This is a genomic window from Prosthecochloris sp., assembly GCA_015482705.2.
In the GTDB taxonomy this organism is placed as follows: domain Bacteria; phylum Bacteroidota; class Chlorobiia; order Chlorobiales; family Chlorobiaceae; genus Prosthecochloris.
Genome location: JADMLA020000040.1, coordinates 124,207 through 142,627 on the forward strand (window position 1 = coordinate 124,207; position 18,421 = coordinate 142,627).

An 18,421-nucleotide genomic window follows, 5' to 3' on the forward strand; every position below is an offset into this window, starting at 1 on the left:
GTTGCATCAAATACATGCCGTGGAAGATTGTTTTGCGTTGCTGTAATAATAATCTGGTTCAGCGGTCAGAACAAAAGCCTTTCGGCGTCGATGACCGGGCCTTCCTGGCATAGCAGGATCGTCGATGTTTCATTGTTGAACGTGTTTTTGAGTTCCACTGTGCATCCATAGCAAATTCCTATGCCGCAGCCCATGATCGATTCAAGAGAGGCTTCGCAAGGGAGTTCATGATCTTTGCAGAATGCAGCGAGTGCTTTCAACATAGGGTTCGGGCCGCAGGAAAAAACTTTTATGGAGCCGGAAAACGAAGGATATTTCTGGCGAAGAAGGTCGATAGCGGTTCCTTTATATCCATGAGACCCGTCCATCGTCGCTATATGATAGTTGGCCAGCCCCCTTATCTGGATGTCCCGACCCGATTGTCCGCCGATAATATGATGGACTGTTTTCCCTCTTGTGAAAAGAGCTTTTTCAAGAAACCTCATCGGTGCGGTTCCGATGCCTCCGGACACCAAGAGGGCTGTATCATAATCGGGAGTATCGATAGTGAAAGAATTCCCCAGTGGTCCCAGCACCTGCAGCGTTGAGCCGGCCGGTGTGCGGCTCAGCAGGTTTGTTCCGCAGCCGACAGATTTCGCCATGATTTCAACCCTGTCATCCTCGACATGGTGAATGGAAAAAGGCCTCCTCAGGAGCGGCTCGTTCTGTGGATTGATTTTAATGTTGACGAAATTACCCGGTTTTGCATGCATTGCAATTTCCGGACACCGGAAAGCGACGAGTGAAACATCAGGTCCTATACATTCATTGGAAATAATGGTGACTCTATTGTCTGTAATGGCTGAATTTGCGTGCATGTTCATGTTTTCAAAACCGTTTTGGAAAAGAGCGGCCAAGTGATCGTTTTGACAAAGAAGAGGTAAACGGAGATATACAAGGGTTCGTCAAATATGTGAGACATTATATACAACATTCGGTAGAATGTATTATTTTTTTCACCTTTTGTAGAATGATGGAATAGTTATATCTTAGTAACCTCTGATTGTCCAATAAATCCAATGCTTGGTTCATGCGTATCTTAACATTCACAGGTAAAGGCGGAGTCGGAAAAACAAGTGTTTCTGCTGCGACAGCTGTGCGCTTGTCGGAATCTGGTTATCGGACACTGGTGTTGTCTACAGATCCTGCTCACAGTCTTTCGGACTCTTTCAATATAGCTTTGGGGCCTGAACCTACCAAGATAAAGGAGAACCTTCACGCAATCGAAGTAAACCCGTACGTCGATCTCAAACAGAATTGGCAGGCTGTTCAGAAATACTATACGCGAGTATTTGCTGCACAGGGGGTTTCTGGAGTTGTTGCTGATGAAATGACGATTCTTCCTGGCATGGAGGAGCTTTTTTCTCTTTTGAGAATCAAGCGTTACAAGGCTGCCGGTTTATACGATGCGCTAGTTCTGGATACTGCGCCTACAGGTGAAACGTTGCGTCTTCTTTCATTGCCCGATACTCTTTCCTGGGGAATGAAGGCCGTCAAGAATGTCAACAAGTATATCATGAAGCCGCTCAGCAAGCCGCTTTCAAAGATGTCGGATAGAATCGCCTATTATATTCCGCCTGAAGACGCCATAGAGTCGGTAGATCAGGTGTTCGATGAACTTGAAGATATTCGGGAGATTCTTACCAACAATGAGAATTCGACTGTCAGGCTTGTCATGAACGCCGAAAGAATGTCTATCAAAGAGACCATGCGTGCGTTGACATACCTGAACCTGTACGGCTTCAATGTGGACATGGTTCTGGTCAACAAGCTGCTCGATGCGGAAGAGGATAGCGGTTATCTCGAAAAGTGGAAAGGTATTCAGCAGAAATACCTCGGAGAAATCGAAGAAGGATTCAATCCGTTGCCGGTCAAAAGGCTGAAAATGTACGATCAGGAGATTGTAGGGCTTGAAGCTCTTGAGATTTTTGCAAAAGATATGTATGGTGATTCCGATCCTGCCCAGCTTATGTTCAGTGAGCCCCCTATCAAATTTGAGCGGCATGGTGATATTTACGAGGTACAATTGAAGCTTATGTTCGCCAACCCGGTGGATATTGATGTATGGGTCACGGGTGACGAGCTTTTTGTTCAGATTGGAAACCAGAGAAAGATCATTACTCTTCCGATAAGCCTTACGGGGCTCGATCCGGGTGATGCTGTTTTCAAGGATAAGTGGCTGCACATTCCGTTCGATCTCAACACCCAGGGTCAGCATCACAGGGAAAGAGAGTTCAACAGGGTCTGATTTTCCCTCTGTATGGTGGTGGTTGGCTGGTTGTGGATTTTTTTTTACATTTTCTTGGCATTAACATCAACTAAACAATAAACGGTGAGACCAGATAGGTCCCCTGAGGAGAACATATTATGAGTGAATCGTATCAAAATCTTCGTAAGGACTTCAAAAACCTAGAGTTGCCCGATCGCATGACGTTTCTGGCTGAAGGTGCTTTACTTACCGGACAAAGCGCTGTTGTTGGTGGTCTGGAGCTTTTTGGCAATGTTGTTGAAACGTTGAGTGGTACAGTGGGTTCTTTGATCGATGCAACAGGGCTGACCAGAATGCTTGGCAGTACCAGCGGTGTTGTAGGGGATACTATCGACAGGGTTGCGATCACAGTCAAAGATGTTTCAAAAACAGCAGGTGAACTGTATTCGGATGCAGTGAAAAATGTTGAAAACGTAGCCGAAAACGCAGCGACTGCCGTGGGTGATGCCGGAATGTCCGCTTCCGAGACCGTTAAAGGCGTCACAGGTTCTTTCCAGCAGTCAGGAAGCAAGAAGTAGGCAATCATGTCAACTGTGATTTTGTTTGCGTTTTTTCTTGATTTAACGTAAATTGTTTAAAAGTTTTTATTTTCGTTTTCTCGAAACTTTCAATAATCACATTCCAAAAGGAGGAATTATGAGTGGAGGAGGAGTATTTACCGATGTTCTTGCCGCTTCTGGCCGTATTTTCGAGGTCATGGTAGAGGGGCACTGGGCTACTCTTGGATATCTTTTTGATTCACTGGGCAAAGGTGTTGCCAGAATCAATCAGAATGCTTATGGCATCGGTGGCGGTGGCGGTAGCCTTCGTGGTTCATCACCAGAAGTTTCCGGCTATGCTGTTCCTACAAAAGCAGTAGATTCCAAATTTGCCAAGTAAGCTTAGGACGCAAGAAAATTCAAGAGGCAGTGATAGCGTTGTGCTAAACACTGCCTTTTTTGTTTTGAATGGCTTACAGGCGGCAGGCTCATCTGGGTTGGGTGTTACGAGTCATGCTGATTAGTTGCTGTTCCGCTGTGTTTAACCTCTTTTTCAGCTATCAGTCTGTTTCCGCTACTCTGAGTTCATCTTCTTTTTTTTATTACCATGTATCGGTACTGCTTGCGGCTTTTACGCTCTCGATCGAATGACTCTGATGCGAACCGATTCGGATTGGTTCGAGGGGGGGGTTGTTATGTGCCATATTATTATATAATTTCCATTTGTTTTCATATTTTTAATGTTTGAAATACTGTAAGGCTAACAAGTGTAAAGGGAAGGACTTAAGATGACTTCTATTTCTACGTATGTATCGGGACATACAGAATTGGTCGATGTCGCTGAATTTTTTCAGAAGAAACTGTTGAACCCAGGAGAACGTCCAATTGCTTTTTTTGATGGTGTTTTCTATGAATCACATCAAGAAAGGGTAGGGAATATAGCCTTTCAGGATTACCTGATATATTCCGACAAGGCTGTTTATCTCTGGGCAAGAGGAGCAAACAAGGATTATCTCGACAGATTCACCTTGGGTGCGGTATCGATAAACAGCAGGAATAAAGATAACGATTTCGCCACTCTCAATCTCAGGATCAGAAGGGATGGGAAGGAGCCTGTCTATGTGATATTCGACATGGTTGAAATACAAGAGTCTGAAAAGATCACCACCCTGCATACGATTATCGAATCTACCATCGAGAATTATCTGGGTAACAATTTCAGAGAAGAGATTCCCGGTGAGATAGCCGAACAGATATTTGTATCGTCAATGACTATTTGCCCACCGGCTCCTCTTTCGTTTTCGCCTCCCTCTGGTCAAGCACAGGGTTTGGAACAAAATAGCCCTATAGGATATGGTCAGGATCTGCTTGAGCAGTACAAAGCGTCGATCGGATATGCCCCCGAGGGTCGATCTGCCGAGCCCGGTGCGGGGAACATGCCTCCTCGGAAGCCGTCAGGAAGCCCGCAAGGACCGGCGTTGCCGGGTATTCCGAAAGAGCTCGAGGGGATGTTGCCGACCGATCCCGAGGCGTTGAAACGGATAGCCGGTAACCTCAGAGATGTAATCGGTGATGCACCGTTCAAGCTGCGTGATCAAGTAATGAAGGATCTGCAGCATGTTCCTAACGATGTTGCTACGATGCTTTCAGCGATCAATGAATTGATATCCAATATCGCCGATAACCCGAAGGCGGAGAAGTTCGTCATGAACGCAATTCAGACTGCGGTAAAAAATGATGGCATTCTTGGCTCTGTTGGAAAAATGCTTAAAATGACAACGAGTCTCGGCCCGATGGGCAAAAGAGGTGGTACCGCCCAGTCTGCACCGCGTTCTGGAAAAGCAGCTCGCAGGAACGAGTTCGATGATGGGCCTCCGATCCCGAAGGAGGACATTGGGGAAACCACTGTTCGCCGCAAAAAGGTGAAAATACATACAGAAGATGACGATACCCGCCTTGATAATGCCGGGGATGCTATACATCAGACCATGCAGGATATGGCTGCGAATACGCCTTCAGATATTCCTGGGTCACCGGCAGTCACCGAGCAGGATTTTCCACGGCAGAAAAAAATTAAGATCGTTACGGATAACCAGGATGAAAGCTCTGTTCGTCCAGGGAAAATCGATGTGGGAGCTGAAAGTGACATTCCTCAGTCTGTGGAAACTCAGTTGAATGAGGCTTTACGTGAGGCAGGTGGGTTCGAACACCTGGAAAAGGATGATACTCGCCAAAGCGGTAACGATCAGGTCATAAGGAAGAAAATATCGATTCAGAGTGAAGAGGCTGAAGACTCGCAGAGAGATAAAAACAATACCAATGTTTACAGGACGATAGAGTCTGAGACCAAGTCGGAAGAGGGTACATCTGAAACACAAGGCCGGCAAAACAAAGCGGCAAGTTCAACATCTCGAGGATCTCTCAACAATAAAACAAATAATCAAGGTTAAGTCCTCAAATAGTTTTTAGTACAACACATGAGAATCATTCTTTATCTGGGCAAAGGCGGGGTTGGTAAAACAACGGTTTCAGCCTCTACAGCAACGACTATTGCCCGTAGCGGTAAAAAGGTGCTCATCATGAGTACCGATGTTGCTCACAGTCTTGCAGATGCCCTGGGGGTCGAACTTTCCCCGAAACCCGTCGAGGTGGAAAAAAACCTCTTTGCGATGGAGGTCAATGTTCTTTCCGAGATCAGAGAAAACTGGAATGAGCTGTATTCCTATTTTTCGTCTATTCTGGTCAACGACGGTGCCAGTGAAGTCGTTGCCGAAGAACTTGCTGTTGTGCCTGGTATGGAGGAGATGATCAGTCTTCGGCATATCTGGAAAGCTGCAAAATCAGGCAAGTACGATGCAGTTGTCGTCGATGCAGCGCCTACCGGTGAAACCATGCGGCTGCTTGGTATGCCGGAGTCTTACGGGTGGTATTCGGAAAAAATAGGCGGCTGGCATACGAAGGCTATCGGTTTTGCGGCGCCATTGCTCAACCGGTTCATGCCGAAGAAAAACATCTTCAAGCTCATGCCGGAAGTCAATGAGCATATGAAGGAGTTGCATGGCATGCTTCAGGATACGAGCATCACTACCTTCAGGGTTGTGGTGAACCCTGAAAACATGGTAATCAAAGAGGCTCTGCGTGTTCAGACCTATCTCAACCTTTTCGGATACAAGCTTGATGCTGTAGTCGTTAACAAGATTTTGCCTCAGCATTCATCCGATGATTATCTTGGCAGTCTTATTGCGGTACAGCAGAAATATCTCAAGGTTATAGATGATTGTTTCTACCCTATTCCTATATATAAGGCATCCCAGGTCGCACATGAGGTGATAAAGACCGATCAGCTCAGTGAGTTGGGGCAGGAGATATTTAACGGGGAAAACCCTATCGAGGTGCTCTATAAAGACGACAAGACGCAGTCTCTGGAAAAAGTCGATGGTAAATATGTCCTGCGATTGCACATGCCCAATGTCGAGATCACAAAGCTCAATGTCAATATCAAAGGAGATGAACTGCTTGTTGATATCAACAATTTCAGAAAGAGCATTGTGTTGCCGAATATTCTTGTGGGCAGGAAGACGGAAGGGGCTGATTTCGAGGAAGGACACCTTAACATCACCTTTGCGAATTAACGTTTCTTCCTGAATGGAGGATTGGCATGGCAAAGGCTCCGTTTTCGGAGCCTTTGTGTTTTTCGGGTCGAAGCTACCGTCTGCTGCCACGATGCTTCAGAAGCATATGGCCGTAAGGTTCGATGGTTGAATTGTCAGGGCATGCTTCGAGCAGTTCTGACATTGTTTTTCCAATCACGGGATGTAGAGGGTTGTCGATATCGAGCAAGGGAAGAAGAACGAACTTTCTGTTGGAGATTTCAGGATGAGGGATCGTGAGTGTTTCAAGATCATGTGTGGCATCATCGTATAGCAGTATGTCAAGGTCGATTATCCGAGGGCCCCATCTCATGTGTTCAGCTGGTCGTCCCATTCGGCGTTCTATTTGCTGGCAGTAGGAGAAGAGTGTCTGGGGAGAGTGTGCTGTGTACAGTTGGAAAACAGCATTGAAGAACCATTCCTGTTCAACCGAGCCAAACGGTTCCGAATGGTAAACCCTCGATATTTTGCCTATCGATGTTTGAGGGAATTCGTCAAGCATGTCGAGTGCCTGTTGAAGATTTCCTGTTCGATCTCCGATGTTCGAGCCGGCACCGATAAAAACGGTGTGCTTTTCCCGTGGCTGCTTCATGATGCTTGTCAGGTTTGCCGGGCAGTGTAAACCGCTTCGGCGTAGTCGCAGACTCCGCCGATTGGTGGGTTGCGTTTCCTGACTTTTATGGTGACGCGATCCAACAGCGGGAAGTCTTCCAAAAATCCTGTCGCTATGGTGTAGGAAACCGCTTCGATAAGAAAAAATTTTTTTTGTGTCAGTACACTTTTGATCTTTTCGTAAACTATCCGGTAGTCTATTGTGCTGGTAATGTCATCACGTTGAGCTGCTCGACTGAAATTAAAATACATCTCGGCGTCCACCTCATACTTTGAGCCAACGAAATGTTCTTCCTTGTGTACGCCATGATGGGCATAAAACATCAAATTAACGAGTTTAACACATGTAGTCGAGGAGTCATTTTTCATTGCATGTATTTTTTTTAAATAATGTTACGTATTGAGAAAATTCAGACCAAACGGTTTCCTGAACTGGTCGAGCCTGTTGGAAACGTGCCTCTTTGGCGCTTGTATACGATTGTAAACCTTGGGCAATGTGCCTTCTTCAGCAAAACAATATGATGAAAGAAAGAGACTTTTACGATTTTTTCGCTCTGTGTAAATCAAGAGCCATCATGCAGGCGCTTGAAGAAGATCGATATGACGGTGATGTAACGACTCTTGCAACGATTGAGCCCGGGCAGACCGGACACGGTGTTGTCAGGGCCAAAGCTCCGGGAGTCGTTGCAGGGATAGCTGTCGCGGAGCAGGTGTTCAGGGGTATCGATCCGGAAGTGAACGTCAGGCAGGTTGTCAGTGATGGTGCAAAACTTGCTGAAGGCGATCTCGTTCTTGAAGCTGAAGGAAAGATTGCATCATTGCTTGTTGCGGAAAGAACGGTACTCAACTTTTTGCAGCGAATGTCCGGAATTGCGACACGAACCCGTTTGTTCGTTGAAAAGATTTCACATACGGATGCTGTAATTCTCGATACCAGAAAAACAGCACCGGGATTGCGGTATTTTGACAAGGAAGCGGTGAAGATGGGAGGAGGTCAAAACCATCGGTTCGGATTGTTCGACCTTATTCTTATCAAGGATAACCACATCGATGCGGCAGGTGGAGTCGGCCAGGCGATAAAGCGTGCAAAGAATTACCTTTCAGTGAAAGGAACAGCCATGAAAATCGAGGTTGAAGTCCGGTCGGTTGCAGAGTTGCAAGAAGCGATGGGAGCCGAACCTGATATCATCCTGCTTGATAATTTTTCTCTTGATGAGCTTTTTTCTGCAGTTACATTTGCCAGGAAACAGGCCCCGTCGATTCATCTCGAGGCTTCGGGCAATGTTGGATTGCATAATGTAGCCAACATTGCAGAAACTGGTGTGGATTATATCTCGGTTGGTGAGCTGACCCATAGTGTTATGGCTCTGGATCTGTCAATGACCATACGGTTTTCGTGAAACTGAACAGGATGAGGGATCGGTTGTAAAAAAAGGACAATGGTCCTATATGACTGTGGGCTGCCCTATAGGACCTGTGATGACAATGACTTAGTCGTCGTGTTGTGGAAGCGGTTTGTTTTCACCGTTTATGGTCACCGAAGACTTGATAATGCTGTAAATTTTTTCTTTGAGAATGGTGTCGGTGATATAGTCTCTGAACTCGGTTGACATATAGGTATTCACTAAATCGTCTGCTTTGAGTTCAGGGTTTTTCTGCGCCTCTTTTTCCGCGTAAGCCTTGATATCATCATCGGTAACTTCGAGCTTGCTCTGCTCGGCGATTTTTTGACTGATCAACATCCAGCGGGCATGTTTTTCAGCATTTGGACGGATTGATACCCGAAACTCGCTTTCATCCATACCTGGAGGAAGATTTCCTCCCATCTGACGTTTAGCATTTTCAAGCAGCATGTTTTCGAATGAATCCACCATCGCTGATGGGGTTGGAACAGGATTCTCTTCGATAAACTTTGTCGAGATGGATTCAAGAAGATCCTGTTCGGATTTGTTACTGAAGTGCTCTTCAAGCTGACCTCTGACATCTTCACGAAAATCACCGGTCGACTCGAATTTTTGCTGAGTGATTTCTTTTACCAGCTCATCGTTCAGTTCAGGGAGCTCCAGTCGCTTAACCTCTTTTATCACTACTTCGTAACGGTATGCTTCATCGCCTTCTTTCTCGGGTTTGATATCGACGCTTACGGTGTCGCTTGCTTTTTTCCCGAGCAGTGCGGTGTAGAACGGGTTGTCGTCAGGAAGGTATTCCAGGTTGAAATGATAGTTTTCGGTTTTCTGGTCTTCCAGCACATTTCCTGAGGCATCCAGTTTTTCCAGGTCGGCAATAATTGTGTCTTTCGCTTCAGATGGCCCTTCAACCGGAACAAGAGTGCCATGCCCTTTGAGTATAAGATTTATCTCTCTTTCGACATCTTCGTCACTGACGGTATAAATGTCCTGGACAAACGAATAGTTACTGTAATCCTTGACTTCAAACTCGGGATGAATTTGGTAGGAAAGCGTAATGGCAAGCTTGTCTTTGTCACATGAATAATCCTGAAGCTCAGCCCGGCTTGCGGGTTTTATGTTTTCGGTTTCGGATATTTCGACAAAGTACTTGGAGGCAAGTTTTTCGGCCACCGACGCTTCAATGGCAGGCCCCATAACTTTTTTTATCATGGCTACAGGAACATGACCTTTCCTGAATCCTTTGATTTCAATGCTCTTTCTTGCTTTGTCTATTTCGTTATCTATTTCAGGAGTGAATTCCTCAGCTGAAAGAATTATTTCAAGCTTCTGTTCGGTGTCGCTGACGTTAGTGATGTTTTTTTGCAATGCGGTATTCTCTGAAAGTTTATACAAAAACAAAAGGCACCTCAAAGAACAGGTAATTCTTGGAGGTCCCTATAAATGTTATGAATATACGATTAATTCCTGACTTTTCATCTATAGCCCGTTTCCCGTTACCGATCGCCTGTCCGGCTATTCTTCGTCCGGCTCATATATCAGGGTTGAGGCATCCATGTCCATTTGTAAATATTCGGCAGCTTGCCCCAGATCTTCACCGGTGACATTCTTTATTCCAGCGAGTTTTTCTTCAAGGTCGATGGTGTTGCCAAAGTAAAAAATATCTCTTGCTGCCTTTGACATTCTATGAGTCATTTTTTCCATTTCCATGACCAGCTCGGAAGTGAGCTTGTTTTTTGCCGCCAGAAGTTCTTCTCCGGACACCTCTGAAAGAGTCTCGGCATTCAATATCCCTTGTATGATTCTCAGCGTCTGACGGGTGTTTTCAGGATCGGTGCCGGCATAAACGTTCAGCAACGTCGTATCCTCGAAAAACGTGAGTGAGGAATAAGCATTGTACGCAAGCGCATTTTTTTCTCTCAGTTCGAGATTGAGCATGGAGCTCATGCCTCCGCTGAGTATGGTGTTGAGCAGAAGAAGGCTGTAGAAAAAACGATCATCACGCGCTACGGCTCTGCCATGGAGCACATGGGCTTGATAGAGGGGTTTTTTCTGGCGCGTGAAAAAAGTACTGTAATCTTTTTCACTGAAGGTTCTGATGCCAGAAGATGGTTTCCTGTCGGTAGATACTCCGGAAAAACTTTTTTCGGAATACAGCATAACCTCGTCATGAGACATATTGCCGACGACGGTGACGAGCATGTTCTTCGCAGTATAATACCTCTGCATGAACGCTCGTAGTGCTTGTGTTGTTATGTTTGTGACGGATTGTTCCGTGCCGAGAATCGATGGGCCCAAAGAGTGTTTGGGAAATGCAAGATCGTCAAACTGATCGAATATAAGTTCTTCCGGTGAGTCGTTAATACCGTGAATCTCTTCAATAACCACCTCTTTTTCCTTTTCGATTTCATCTTCGGGAAAAACAGGGTTACAAACGAGGTCGGCCAAAAGATCAAAGGCGAGCGCACCATGCTCTTTTAGACAACGGATGTAGAGGCAGGTATTTTCCTTTGTCGTAAAAGCATCGATATATCCACCAACCTGTTCGATGCATCTGGCAATGGCTATGTAATCTCTGGAATGTGTACCCTTGAAAACAGCGTGTTCGAGGAAATGGGCCAGTCCGCCCATGTGTGCCGGATCTTCCCGGGATCCTGCATTGGTCCATATGCCTATTGCTATACTGTTTACATGAGGGACGTGGTTGCTGGCTATAGCCAAACCGTTCGGAAGGCGATTTTCAACGAATGGACCGTTTGATAGAAATTGTTTATTATCCCGCATCTGCATGAGTCTTGTTATCATTTACCAGGTTGTCCGATAGTGCCTTTGCGGTGTCGGGGTTCGATGGATTTGTTATCACGACAAACAATATATGATGGTTCCATGTTTGTTGATTTGAATGCAATGTAATTTTTCTTCTTATTTTTAAGAACAGAAACTGTTTGGGCGTGAATAAGCTGTAACAATCGGGATGTTGGATACGAAGAAACGTGTTGTATTGGTTACCGGTGCAACGGGCTACATCGGGTCACAGGTGGTATATGCTCTGCAAAAGCTATGTGGCGATACGTTGCACATCAGAGCTCTGGTGAGGCCGAGTTCCGATCTTTCCGTTCTGTCAGGTCTGCCGGTTGAAATTGTGAAAGGAGATATTTTGAATCCAGCGTCACTGCACGAACCGTTTCTCTCTGCAGATGCGGTGTTTCACTGTGCAGGGCTCGTGGCGTATGCAAAAAATCACCGCCGTGAGCTTCATCAAACCAATGTTGCCGGGACCGCTAACGTGGTCAATGCCTGTCTACAGAAAGGCGTGAATCGCCTTGTATTGACAAGTTCCGTTGCCGCATTGGGAGTGAAGGATGGTGGTGAACCGGCTGATGAAGAGACAACCTTCAATGATTGGCAGCGTCGGATTGCTTACATGGAGTCGAAACGCCTTGCGGAGATGGAGGGAGAGCGGGGCATTGCAGAGGGACTGGATGTTGTCATGGTGAACCCTGGTGTTGTCGTTGGTAGAAGCGAAGGCTTTCCTGCTTTTACCAACAGTGCAACGAAAGCTATGGAGCGTATTTATCAAGGCAGAATTCCGTTATATCCTTCCGGTGGTATCAGCCTCGTTAATATATGGGATGTAGCACGGGCTCATCTCGAGGTTTGGAGTAAAGGGAAAAGAGGAGAACGGTACATCATTGTATCGGAAAACCGGTCATTCGGAGAGCTGTTCGCAATGATCCGCGAGCTGCCCGGAAGCAGAATGAGATTTGCTGTTTCTGCAGTTGAATCTTTCTATGGAATTGTTGGCATGGGGGGCGAGCTTTATGCCCTGTTGACGGGGAGCAGACCTTACATCAGTCTCGAGAGTATGCAGCTTGCCCGGCGGAAGCTGTATTATTCGAACAGAAAGTCTATCAGTAAGCTCGGGATGTCATACCGTCCGGTAAGGGATATCGTGCAATCAGTGGTCGGTTGAAATTTTTTTGAATATGAAGGGTAAGAGCTAATGGAATCAAAAAAAACAGTACAGGCGAAAAAAGAGACAGATCCGGCAAAACTCAAGCAATTGAGCATTGCTGTCGAGACGCTTGAAAAGCAGTTTGGTAAAGGTGCTATTATGCGTTTGGGTGACAAGGGGGCGATAATGCCTGTTCAGGTGGTTTCTACAGGCTCGATTGCTCTGGATTTTGCGCTGGGAGTCGGTGGATTTCCCAGGGGAAGGGTGACGGAAATATATGGACCGGAATCCTCCGGAAAAACCACGCTTGCACTTCATGCGATTGCCGAAGCCCAGAAGAACGGCGGTATTGCCGCGATTGTCGATGCCGAACATGCTTTTGACCAGACCTACGCGAAAAAGCTCGGGGTCGATATCGGCGCTCTGTTGATCAGCCAGCCGGAATCTGGTGAACAGGCTCTTTCAATTGTTGAAACCCTGGTGCGGAGCGGTGCTGTCGACATCGTGGTTGTTGATTCGGTTGCGGCGCTTGTTCCACAGGCGGAGCTCGAGGGAGAAATGGGCGATAGCGTTATGGGCTTGCAGGCTCGTTTGATGAGCCAGGCGTTGAGAAAGCTTACGGGCGCTATCTCGAAATCCAGCTCGGTCGTTATTTTCATCAACCAGCTTCGCGATAAAATCGGGGTGGTGTATGGCAATCCCGAGACTACGACAGGCGGAAAAGCACTCAAGTTCTATTCATCGGTTCGTCTCGAAATACGCAAAACTGCACAGATCAAGGACGGAGCGGAAATCATCGGCAACCGTACCAAGGTAAAAGTGGTTAAAAACAAGGTTGCTCCACCCTTTAAAACTGTTGAATTTGATATTCTCTACGGAGAAGGGATATCCATGTTAGGAGAATTGATAGATCTTGCTGTTGAATTCGGTATCGTCAAAAAGTCTGGAGCATGGTTCAGTTATGAGTCGGAAAAGCTTGGGCAGGGCAGGGAAGCTGTCAAAAGAGCTTTGCGTGAAGATGCCGATCTGACCGGAAAAATTCAGCAGCAGGTGAGAGATGTCATGCAGCCTTTTACCGGAACAGGAAATGGTGAGGTTTAACTGAAGAGATGAAGATAGGCGAGCTGCACATAGAACGTCCGGTGATTCTTGCTCCAATGGAAGACGTTACGGACAGGTCTTTCAGAAAAATCTGCAAAAAGTTCGGAGCAGATATTGTCTATACTGAATTTGTCAGTGCGGAAGCGCTTCGCAGAGGAGTCGAGAAATCCGTGCAGAAGATGCTGTTCGAAGATTACGAGCGTCCCGCGGTCATTCAGATTTTCGGGAACTCCGAAGAAGCTATGGCCGAAGCGGCTGCTATTGCGGCGTCGTACAACCCGGATTACCTTGACATCAATTTCGGGTGCCCTGCGAAAAAGGTCGCCGGTAAAGGTGCCGGGGCCGCTTTACTCAGGGAACCCGAAAAAATGGCTCGTATCGCGGCATCGGTGGTGAAAGCCGTATCGGTTCCCGTGACGGTGAAAACCAGGATTGGATGGGACAGGGACTCGATCAATATTCTGGATATCGTTCCAAGGCTCGAAGATGCAGGTATCGATGCGATAGCGGTTCATGGCCGTACAAGAAGCGAGATGTACAAGGGAACTGCAGATTGGGACTGGATTGCCAGAGTCAAAGAACGTGCAAGGATTCCGGTTATCGCCAACGGCGATATCTGGGCGGCACAGGATGCACTTGCCATGTTCAATCATACTGGTGCTGATGGTATCATGATAGGTCGTGGTTCTATAGGTAATCCTTTTATTTTCAGACAGGCCAAGGAACTTCTGCAGAACGGTACCGTAGTGACATTACCCGGTTTCAGGGACAGGATAGCAGTGGCAATAGAGCATCTTAAGCTTTCTGTCGAGTTCAAGGGGGAAAAATACGGAACGCTCGAGATGAGGAGGCATTACGCTACGTATCTGAAGGGATTGCCGAAGGTTTCACGTGTAAGAGACCGACTTGTACGAGAGAATGACTGGCGGTGTGTGGTGGAGATACTCAGGGATTATGAAGCCGAATGTGAGCGGTATGCGAAAGAAGGGAAAATACGGGAGTATGCGGAATATCTCAATGATCATTCGAAGCGGCTGGTACTGAGGTGAAGAAATACCTGCTCGGTGGATCGATGGCAGGGAACAGACAATAGGATGAACGATTTTATGAATCCTGTGAGATATACAAAGACCATGCAAAGGAAAGATTCCCAAAGGGCTTTTATGAATCGCAGGTGAGTTAGACATGTTTACTAAACACACAATTATATACAGAGCATAATGAGTAGTACAGAAAAAGCATACAGTGTGGCTATTCTGGGGGTGACCGGGCTTGTGGGAAGAACCATGCTGGACGTGCTCGATGAACGTAATTTTCCGGTTCGGGAAATTATCCCTTTGGCTTCCGAGCGGAGCTTGGGCAGAGAAATAACGTTCAGGGAGAAGACGTTTCTCACAGAGGTACCGACTGCTGAAGCTTTCAGCCGGGCGGATATCGCGTTATTTTCTGCGGGAGCCGGAGCAAGCCGACAGTGGGCGTCGGTTGCGGCGGATTCCGGTGCGATAGTTATTGATAATTCTTCTGCGTTTCGCATGGATCCCAATGTACCGCTTGTTGTACCTGAAGTCAATCCCGAGGCTGTTTTCGGGTTGGATGGGAGCCCCTGTAAGATTATTGCCAACCCGAACTGCTCAACCATTCAGATGGTGGTGGTTCTTAAACCGCTTCATGATACGTACCGTATCCGGCGGGTGGTTGTTTCAACCTATCAGTCTGTAACCGGCAAGGGTAAAATAGGGCGTGACGCTCTCGAGGAGGAGTTGACGGGCAGGATACCCGAATCATTTGTACATGTACATCAGATCGCTTTCAATGCCGTACCTCATATCGATGTGTTTCAGGAGAACGGTTACACCAAAGAAGAGATGAAGATGGTCAACGAAACGCGTAAAATCATGGGCGACGATTCTCTGAGCGTTTCGCCGACAACCGTTCGTATTCCTGTATACGGAGGGCACGGAGAGGCCTTGAATATCGAATTTGAAGACGATTTCGATATCGAGGAAGTCAGGGGACTGCTTTCAGCTGCTCCGGGAATCGTTGTTCAGGACGACCCGTCGGCAAATGTGTATCCCATGCCATTGTCCTCCTATGAACAGGATGAGGTTTTTGTGGGCCGGATACGACGGGATTTCTGGCATCCCAAAACGCTGAACATGTGGATCGTAGCCGACAATTTGCGTAAGGGTGCTGCGACAAATGCTGTTCAAATCGCAGAAAAACTTGTTGGGCGGTTATGACGTTTTTCTGTCGCAAAGGTTGACGAACGCCGCGCTCAGTGCTTTCAGCTCTATCGGTGTGCAGCAGGAAGAAGGAGCGTTGTTTTCCATGGCGTAAAGGTCGACAAGGTTCAGGGGAGAAAGGATTTTTCCTGCTGCATCTGATAGCCTTTCGATAAATGATTTGTCAAGGGATAGATTGCCGGTGATATAAATCGGGTGCTGTTTGTAATGCGGATTGATCATCAGTTCCCGTAGTGCGAAATACTCGGCGTCGTTTTGATGATTGAGCCGCCAATAGCTGAAATGTTCAAGCTCACCGTTACTGCCGGCGGAAAACGTTGCATATTCATGCTCGATTTCCAAGAGAGCGAACGGTTGTAGCGTTGCTGCGACACTTCGGATCATCGGCTTGAGGTAGAGTGTTGCGTCGCTGATTGAACAGAACGCTCTGAGCCTGTGATGCAGCAGGCCGAAAAGAGTGTCAGGGTAATAAAAAACCAGGTGTTTTCGGACTGGACGCTGTTCCGGTTTCAGTGTGTAAGGGATGTTGTCGTGCATGTATTCCCCCGGTTTGCTCAATAGAAAACCGGCTTCGGCTCTGCAATGAGCATCGAAAGTTGTATCGGAAATGTTTTTGGGAAAGACTGTATCGAGCGGGAAAAAGCAAGGTGTATGAATGGAAAGAACTACGGTTTCAATCTGTTTTTTTCTGAGAAACGATACAAGCTTGGTCAATGCTTTTTCTCCGCCTGTAGCGCTGTATGCCGAGGTTCCCGTCCGTATCGTTTTACATTCCCTGACCGAAAAACCACCACTTTCATCATAGGTGACGTTTGCGACTACAGTTGTATTCACATCAATTGCGCATGCATGGCAGTTCATGGTCATTTAATCAAGGATGAGATGCTGTTTCAAGGTTTCCATTCTTCTCTTGCCTATGCCTTTAACTTCCAAAAAATCATGAAATCTTTCAACTCTTTCCTGTTTTGATTTTCTGAATGTGATCAGTCTGTTTGCAAGAACACCGCTTATTCCAGGTATCGAGCTGAGTTCATCGGCTGTTGCGTCTGAAAATACAATTTTTCTTGAGACGGCTTCGTCAGCTACTGGCAGTTTCTGTGATAAACCGATATGGTCGGCCAGGTTACCTTTTTCCGACAGACTTTTTTCCAGGAGCATCGCTTCTCTCAGAAGGCTGTCCACATCGGCGTCGGTAAAATACCCGGCCTTTTCTTTTGTCTCGAACAGGGCTGCTTCTTGAAATGAGCGGCTGCCGTTGACAATGACACCGAGAACGAAAGACAACAACAGAAACGATACAACGGTTACCTCTGTTCGGGTCATGCTGAGCATGACGGCTATTGTATCCCTGAAGTTCATACAATAATCCTCTCGACTCTCGAAGAAACAGCACAGAGGATTTCATAGCTGATTGTTCCTGCAATTTTTGCGAGATCTGCAGCAGACATGCCGTTCCATCCAAAAAGTACCGCATCGTCACCCACACGAACGGTGCTGTTTTTCCCGAGATCGACCATCGTTTGATCCATGGTGATCGTGCCAACCTGTGCACAGGGATTCCCTCGAATGAAAACTTTGGCTCTGTTCGACAACGTTCTCAGGTAACCGTCTGCGTAACCTGCAGAAATAGTGGCTATTTTGCATCGGGACGGAGCGGTCCACCGACGGTTATAGCTGATGCTCGTTCCGGGTTCCACATCTTTAATGAAAATCACCTTGGTTCGTAACTCCATCACCGGTTTGAGATCGATCATATGTTTTACGCTCTCGTCGGGGGGGTATCCGTAGAGCATTATTCCTGGCCTGACCATATCGAGGCAGGCATCTTTGCGGCAGAGTAACGCGCCACTGTTTGCCGCATGTTTACAGAGGCTTCTTTTGGCCTTGTGTTCGAACTCCGAACAGACCTGCGTGAATAGGTCAATTTGCCGATCGGTAAAGCCGTCGGTGTTTGTACTTTGAGCAAAGTGCGTATAGGCCCCCGTGAGTTGCAGGTGGGGACTTTGTTCTGCGGCCTGAAGAAGGTTGCAGGCAGCTTCGGGCTGTATTCCGAGCCTTCCCATTCCGGTATCGATTTTTACCTGCACCTTCAACGTTGTGTTATATGATGATGCTATGGCTTCGGCGGTGCGTAGCGTTTCGAAATCACCGATGGTTGCTGTAATATCATGCTGCAGATAGAGGGGTAGATGAGAAGGAAGAGGTGAACAGAAAGCAAGAATTGCAGCATCCCCGGAAACTGCATGCCGCTTTCTCAGGTGCATGGCCTCTTTAATATTTGCCACGCCGAAATCACTGACACCCAGACTTTCAAGAGTTTTCGCTATATGCAAGGCATCGTGTCCATAAGCATTTGCCTTGACGATACCCATGATACGGCATGTGTCTGTGATTCGCTCCTGTATCTTGCGAAAGTTATGTATGAGGTTATTCGAAGAAATTATCGCTACCGCAAGGTGCTCTTCAGTAAGAGTGTTTTTGCCGGTAGGCGCTGTTGTTGCCTTTGTCAATCGAGTATTCGGTAAGAGTGGAACTGATTTTTTAGTAAAAAGAGAAAACAACAGTTTCTTATTGACTTCTCTATCGGTACTTCTATGCCATGATAGCTGTCCGCTGGTTCTCCGAAAAAACAAAACGCTCTGGTTTCTGCACGTGGTTTACATCGCT

18 protein-coding genes are annotated in these 18,421 nt (G+C 46.8%); 10 read left to right on the plus strand and 8 right to left on the minus strand.

Features of this window, described 5'->3' with window-relative positions:
- Positions 1–65: 65 nt before the first annotated feature.
- Positions 66–863, minus strand: a complete 798-nt coding sequence (locus QZ209_RS10620; RefSeq protein ID WP_366515766.1) for a dihydroorotate dehydrogenase electron transfer subunit — start codon at positions 861–863, stop codon at positions 66–68.
- Positions 864–1,069: 206 nt separating this feature from the next.
- Here QZ209_RS10620 and QZ209_RS10625 point away from each other — a divergent pair, with 206 nt between their 5' ends.
- From QZ209_RS10625 to QZ209_RS10645, 5 genes are all read left to right on the plus strand, one after another.
- Positions 1,070–2,287, plus strand: coding sequence for a TRC40/GET3/ArsA family transport-energizing ATPase (locus QZ209_RS10625; RefSeq protein WP_294347717.1), 1,218 nt, complete (start codon positions 1,070–1,072; stop codon positions 2,285–2,287).
- Positions 2,288–2,406: 119 nt separating this feature from the next.
- On the plus strand, positions 2,407–2,826 hold the full coding sequence (locus QZ209_RS10630) for a chlorosome protein C (RefSeq protein WP_294347718.1): 420 nt from the start codon (positions 2,407–2,409) through the stop codon (positions 2,824–2,826).
- A 118-nt stretch (positions 2,827–2,944) separates the two neighbouring features.
- A complete protein-coding gene (locus tag QZ209_RS10635) occupies positions 2,945–3,187 on the plus strand; it encodes a bacteriochlorophyll c-binding family protein (RefSeq protein ID WP_294347720.1) in 243 nt (80 codons plus the stop codon).
- A gap of 388 nt (positions 3,188–3,575) precedes the next feature.
- On the plus strand, positions 3,576–5,237 hold the full coding sequence (locus tag QZ209_RS10640; protein WP_294347722.1) for a hypothetical protein: 1,662 nt from the start codon (positions 3,576–3,578) through the stop codon (positions 5,235–5,237).
- Positions 5,238–5,264: 27 nt separating this feature from the next.
- Positions 5,265–6,419 (plus strand): ArsA family ATPase, encoded by a 1,155-nt coding sequence (locus QZ209_RS10645; RefSeq protein WP_294347723.1) that lies wholly within the window; start codon positions 5,265–5,267, stop codon positions 6,417–6,419.
- 73 nt (positions 6,420–6,492) lie between these two features.
- On the opposite strand, the gene folK is transcribed toward QZ209_RS10645, so the two are convergent.
- Entirely contained in the window at positions 6,493–7,029 is a 537-nt protein-coding gene (gene folK, locus QZ209_RS10650) for a 2-amino-4-hydroxy-6-hydroxymethyldihydropteridine diphosphokinase (RefSeq protein WP_294347725.1), read from the minus strand.
- A gap of 8 nt (positions 7,030–7,037) precedes the next feature.
- On the minus strand, positions 7,038–7,418 hold the full coding sequence (gene folB, locus QZ209_RS10655) for a dihydroneopterin aldolase (RefSeq protein WP_294347727.1): 381 nt from the start codon (positions 7,416–7,418) through the stop codon (positions 7,038–7,040).
- Positions 7,419–7,570: 152 nt separating this feature from the next.
- On the opposite strand from folB, the gene nadC reads away from it, so the two are divergent.
- A complete protein-coding gene (nadC, locus tag QZ209_RS10660) occupies positions 7,571–8,449 on the plus strand; it encodes a carboxylating nicotinate-nucleotide diphosphorylase (RefSeq protein WP_294348036.1) in 879 nt (292 codons plus the stop codon).
- 90 nt (positions 8,450–8,539) lie between these two features.
- On the opposite strand, the gene tig is transcribed toward nadC, so the two are convergent.
- Complete coding sequence (gene tig, locus QZ209_RS10665) at positions 8,540–9,823, minus strand: trigger factor (protein WP_294347729.1); 1,284 nt, start codon at positions 9,821–9,823, stop codon at positions 8,540–8,542.
- 147 nt (positions 9,824–9,970) lie between these two features.
- Entirely contained in the window at positions 9,971–11,239 is a 1,269-nt protein-coding gene (locus QZ209_RS10670) for a pitrilysin family protein (RefSeq protein ID WP_294347732.1), read from the minus strand.
- 190 nt (positions 11,240–11,429) lie between these two features.
- Here QZ209_RS10670 and QZ209_RS10675 point away from each other — a divergent pair, with 190 nt between their 5' ends.
- The 4 genes from QZ209_RS10675 to QZ209_RS10690 all read left to right on the plus strand — a co-directional run bounded on the left by QZ209_RS10675 (position 11,430) and on the right by QZ209_RS10690 (position 15,751).
- On the plus strand, positions 11,430–12,428 hold the full coding sequence (locus QZ209_RS10675) for an NAD-dependent epimerase/dehydratase family protein (protein ID WP_294347735.1): 999 nt from the start codon (positions 11,430–11,432) through the stop codon (positions 12,426–12,428).
- A 30-nt stretch (positions 12,429–12,458) separates the two neighbouring features.
- On the plus strand, positions 12,459–13,511 hold the full coding sequence (gene recA, locus QZ209_RS10680; RefSeq protein ID WP_294347736.1) for a recombinase RecA: 1,053 nt from the start codon (positions 12,459–12,461) through the stop codon (positions 13,509–13,511).
- A gap of 8 nt (positions 13,512–13,519) precedes the next feature.
- Positions 13,520–14,560: a tRNA dihydrouridine synthase DusB gene (gene dusB, locus QZ209_RS10685; protein WP_294347737.1), complete on the plus strand. Its 1,041-nt coding sequence runs from the start codon at positions 13,520–13,522 to the stop codon at positions 14,558–14,560.
- Between the two features lie 171 nt (positions 14,561–14,731).
- Positions 14,732–15,751, plus strand: coding sequence for an aspartate-semialdehyde dehydrogenase (locus QZ209_RS10690; RefSeq protein ID WP_294347739.1), 1,020 nt, complete (start codon positions 14,732–14,734; stop codon positions 15,749–15,751).
- Here QZ209_RS10690 and QZ209_RS10695 read toward each other — a convergent pair.
- The 3 genes from QZ209_RS10695 to alr are packed head-to-tail and all read right to left on the minus strand — an operon-like array spanning position 15,746 to position 18,264.
- Positions 15,746–16,588, minus strand: coding sequence for a hypothetical protein (locus tag QZ209_RS10695; RefSeq protein ID WP_294347741.1), 843 nt, complete (start codon positions 16,586–16,588; stop codon positions 15,746–15,748). The two genes, QZ209_RS10690 and QZ209_RS10695, sit on opposite strands and share 6 nt — an antisense overlap.
- Positions 16,589–16,621: 33 nt before the next feature.
- Positions 16,622–17,113, minus strand: a complete 492-nt coding sequence (locus QZ209_RS10700; RefSeq protein ID WP_294347743.1) for a helix-hairpin-helix domain-containing protein — start codon at positions 17,111–17,113, stop codon at positions 16,622–16,624.
- Positions 17,110–18,264 (minus strand): alanine racemase, encoded by a 1,155-nt coding sequence (gene alr, locus QZ209_RS10705; protein ID WP_294347745.1) that lies wholly within the window; start codon positions 18,262–18,264, stop codon positions 17,110–17,112. The genes QZ209_RS10700 and alr overlap by 4 nt, the downstream gene beginning before the upstream one ends.
- Between the last annotated feature and the right edge of the window lie 157 nt (positions 18,265–18,421).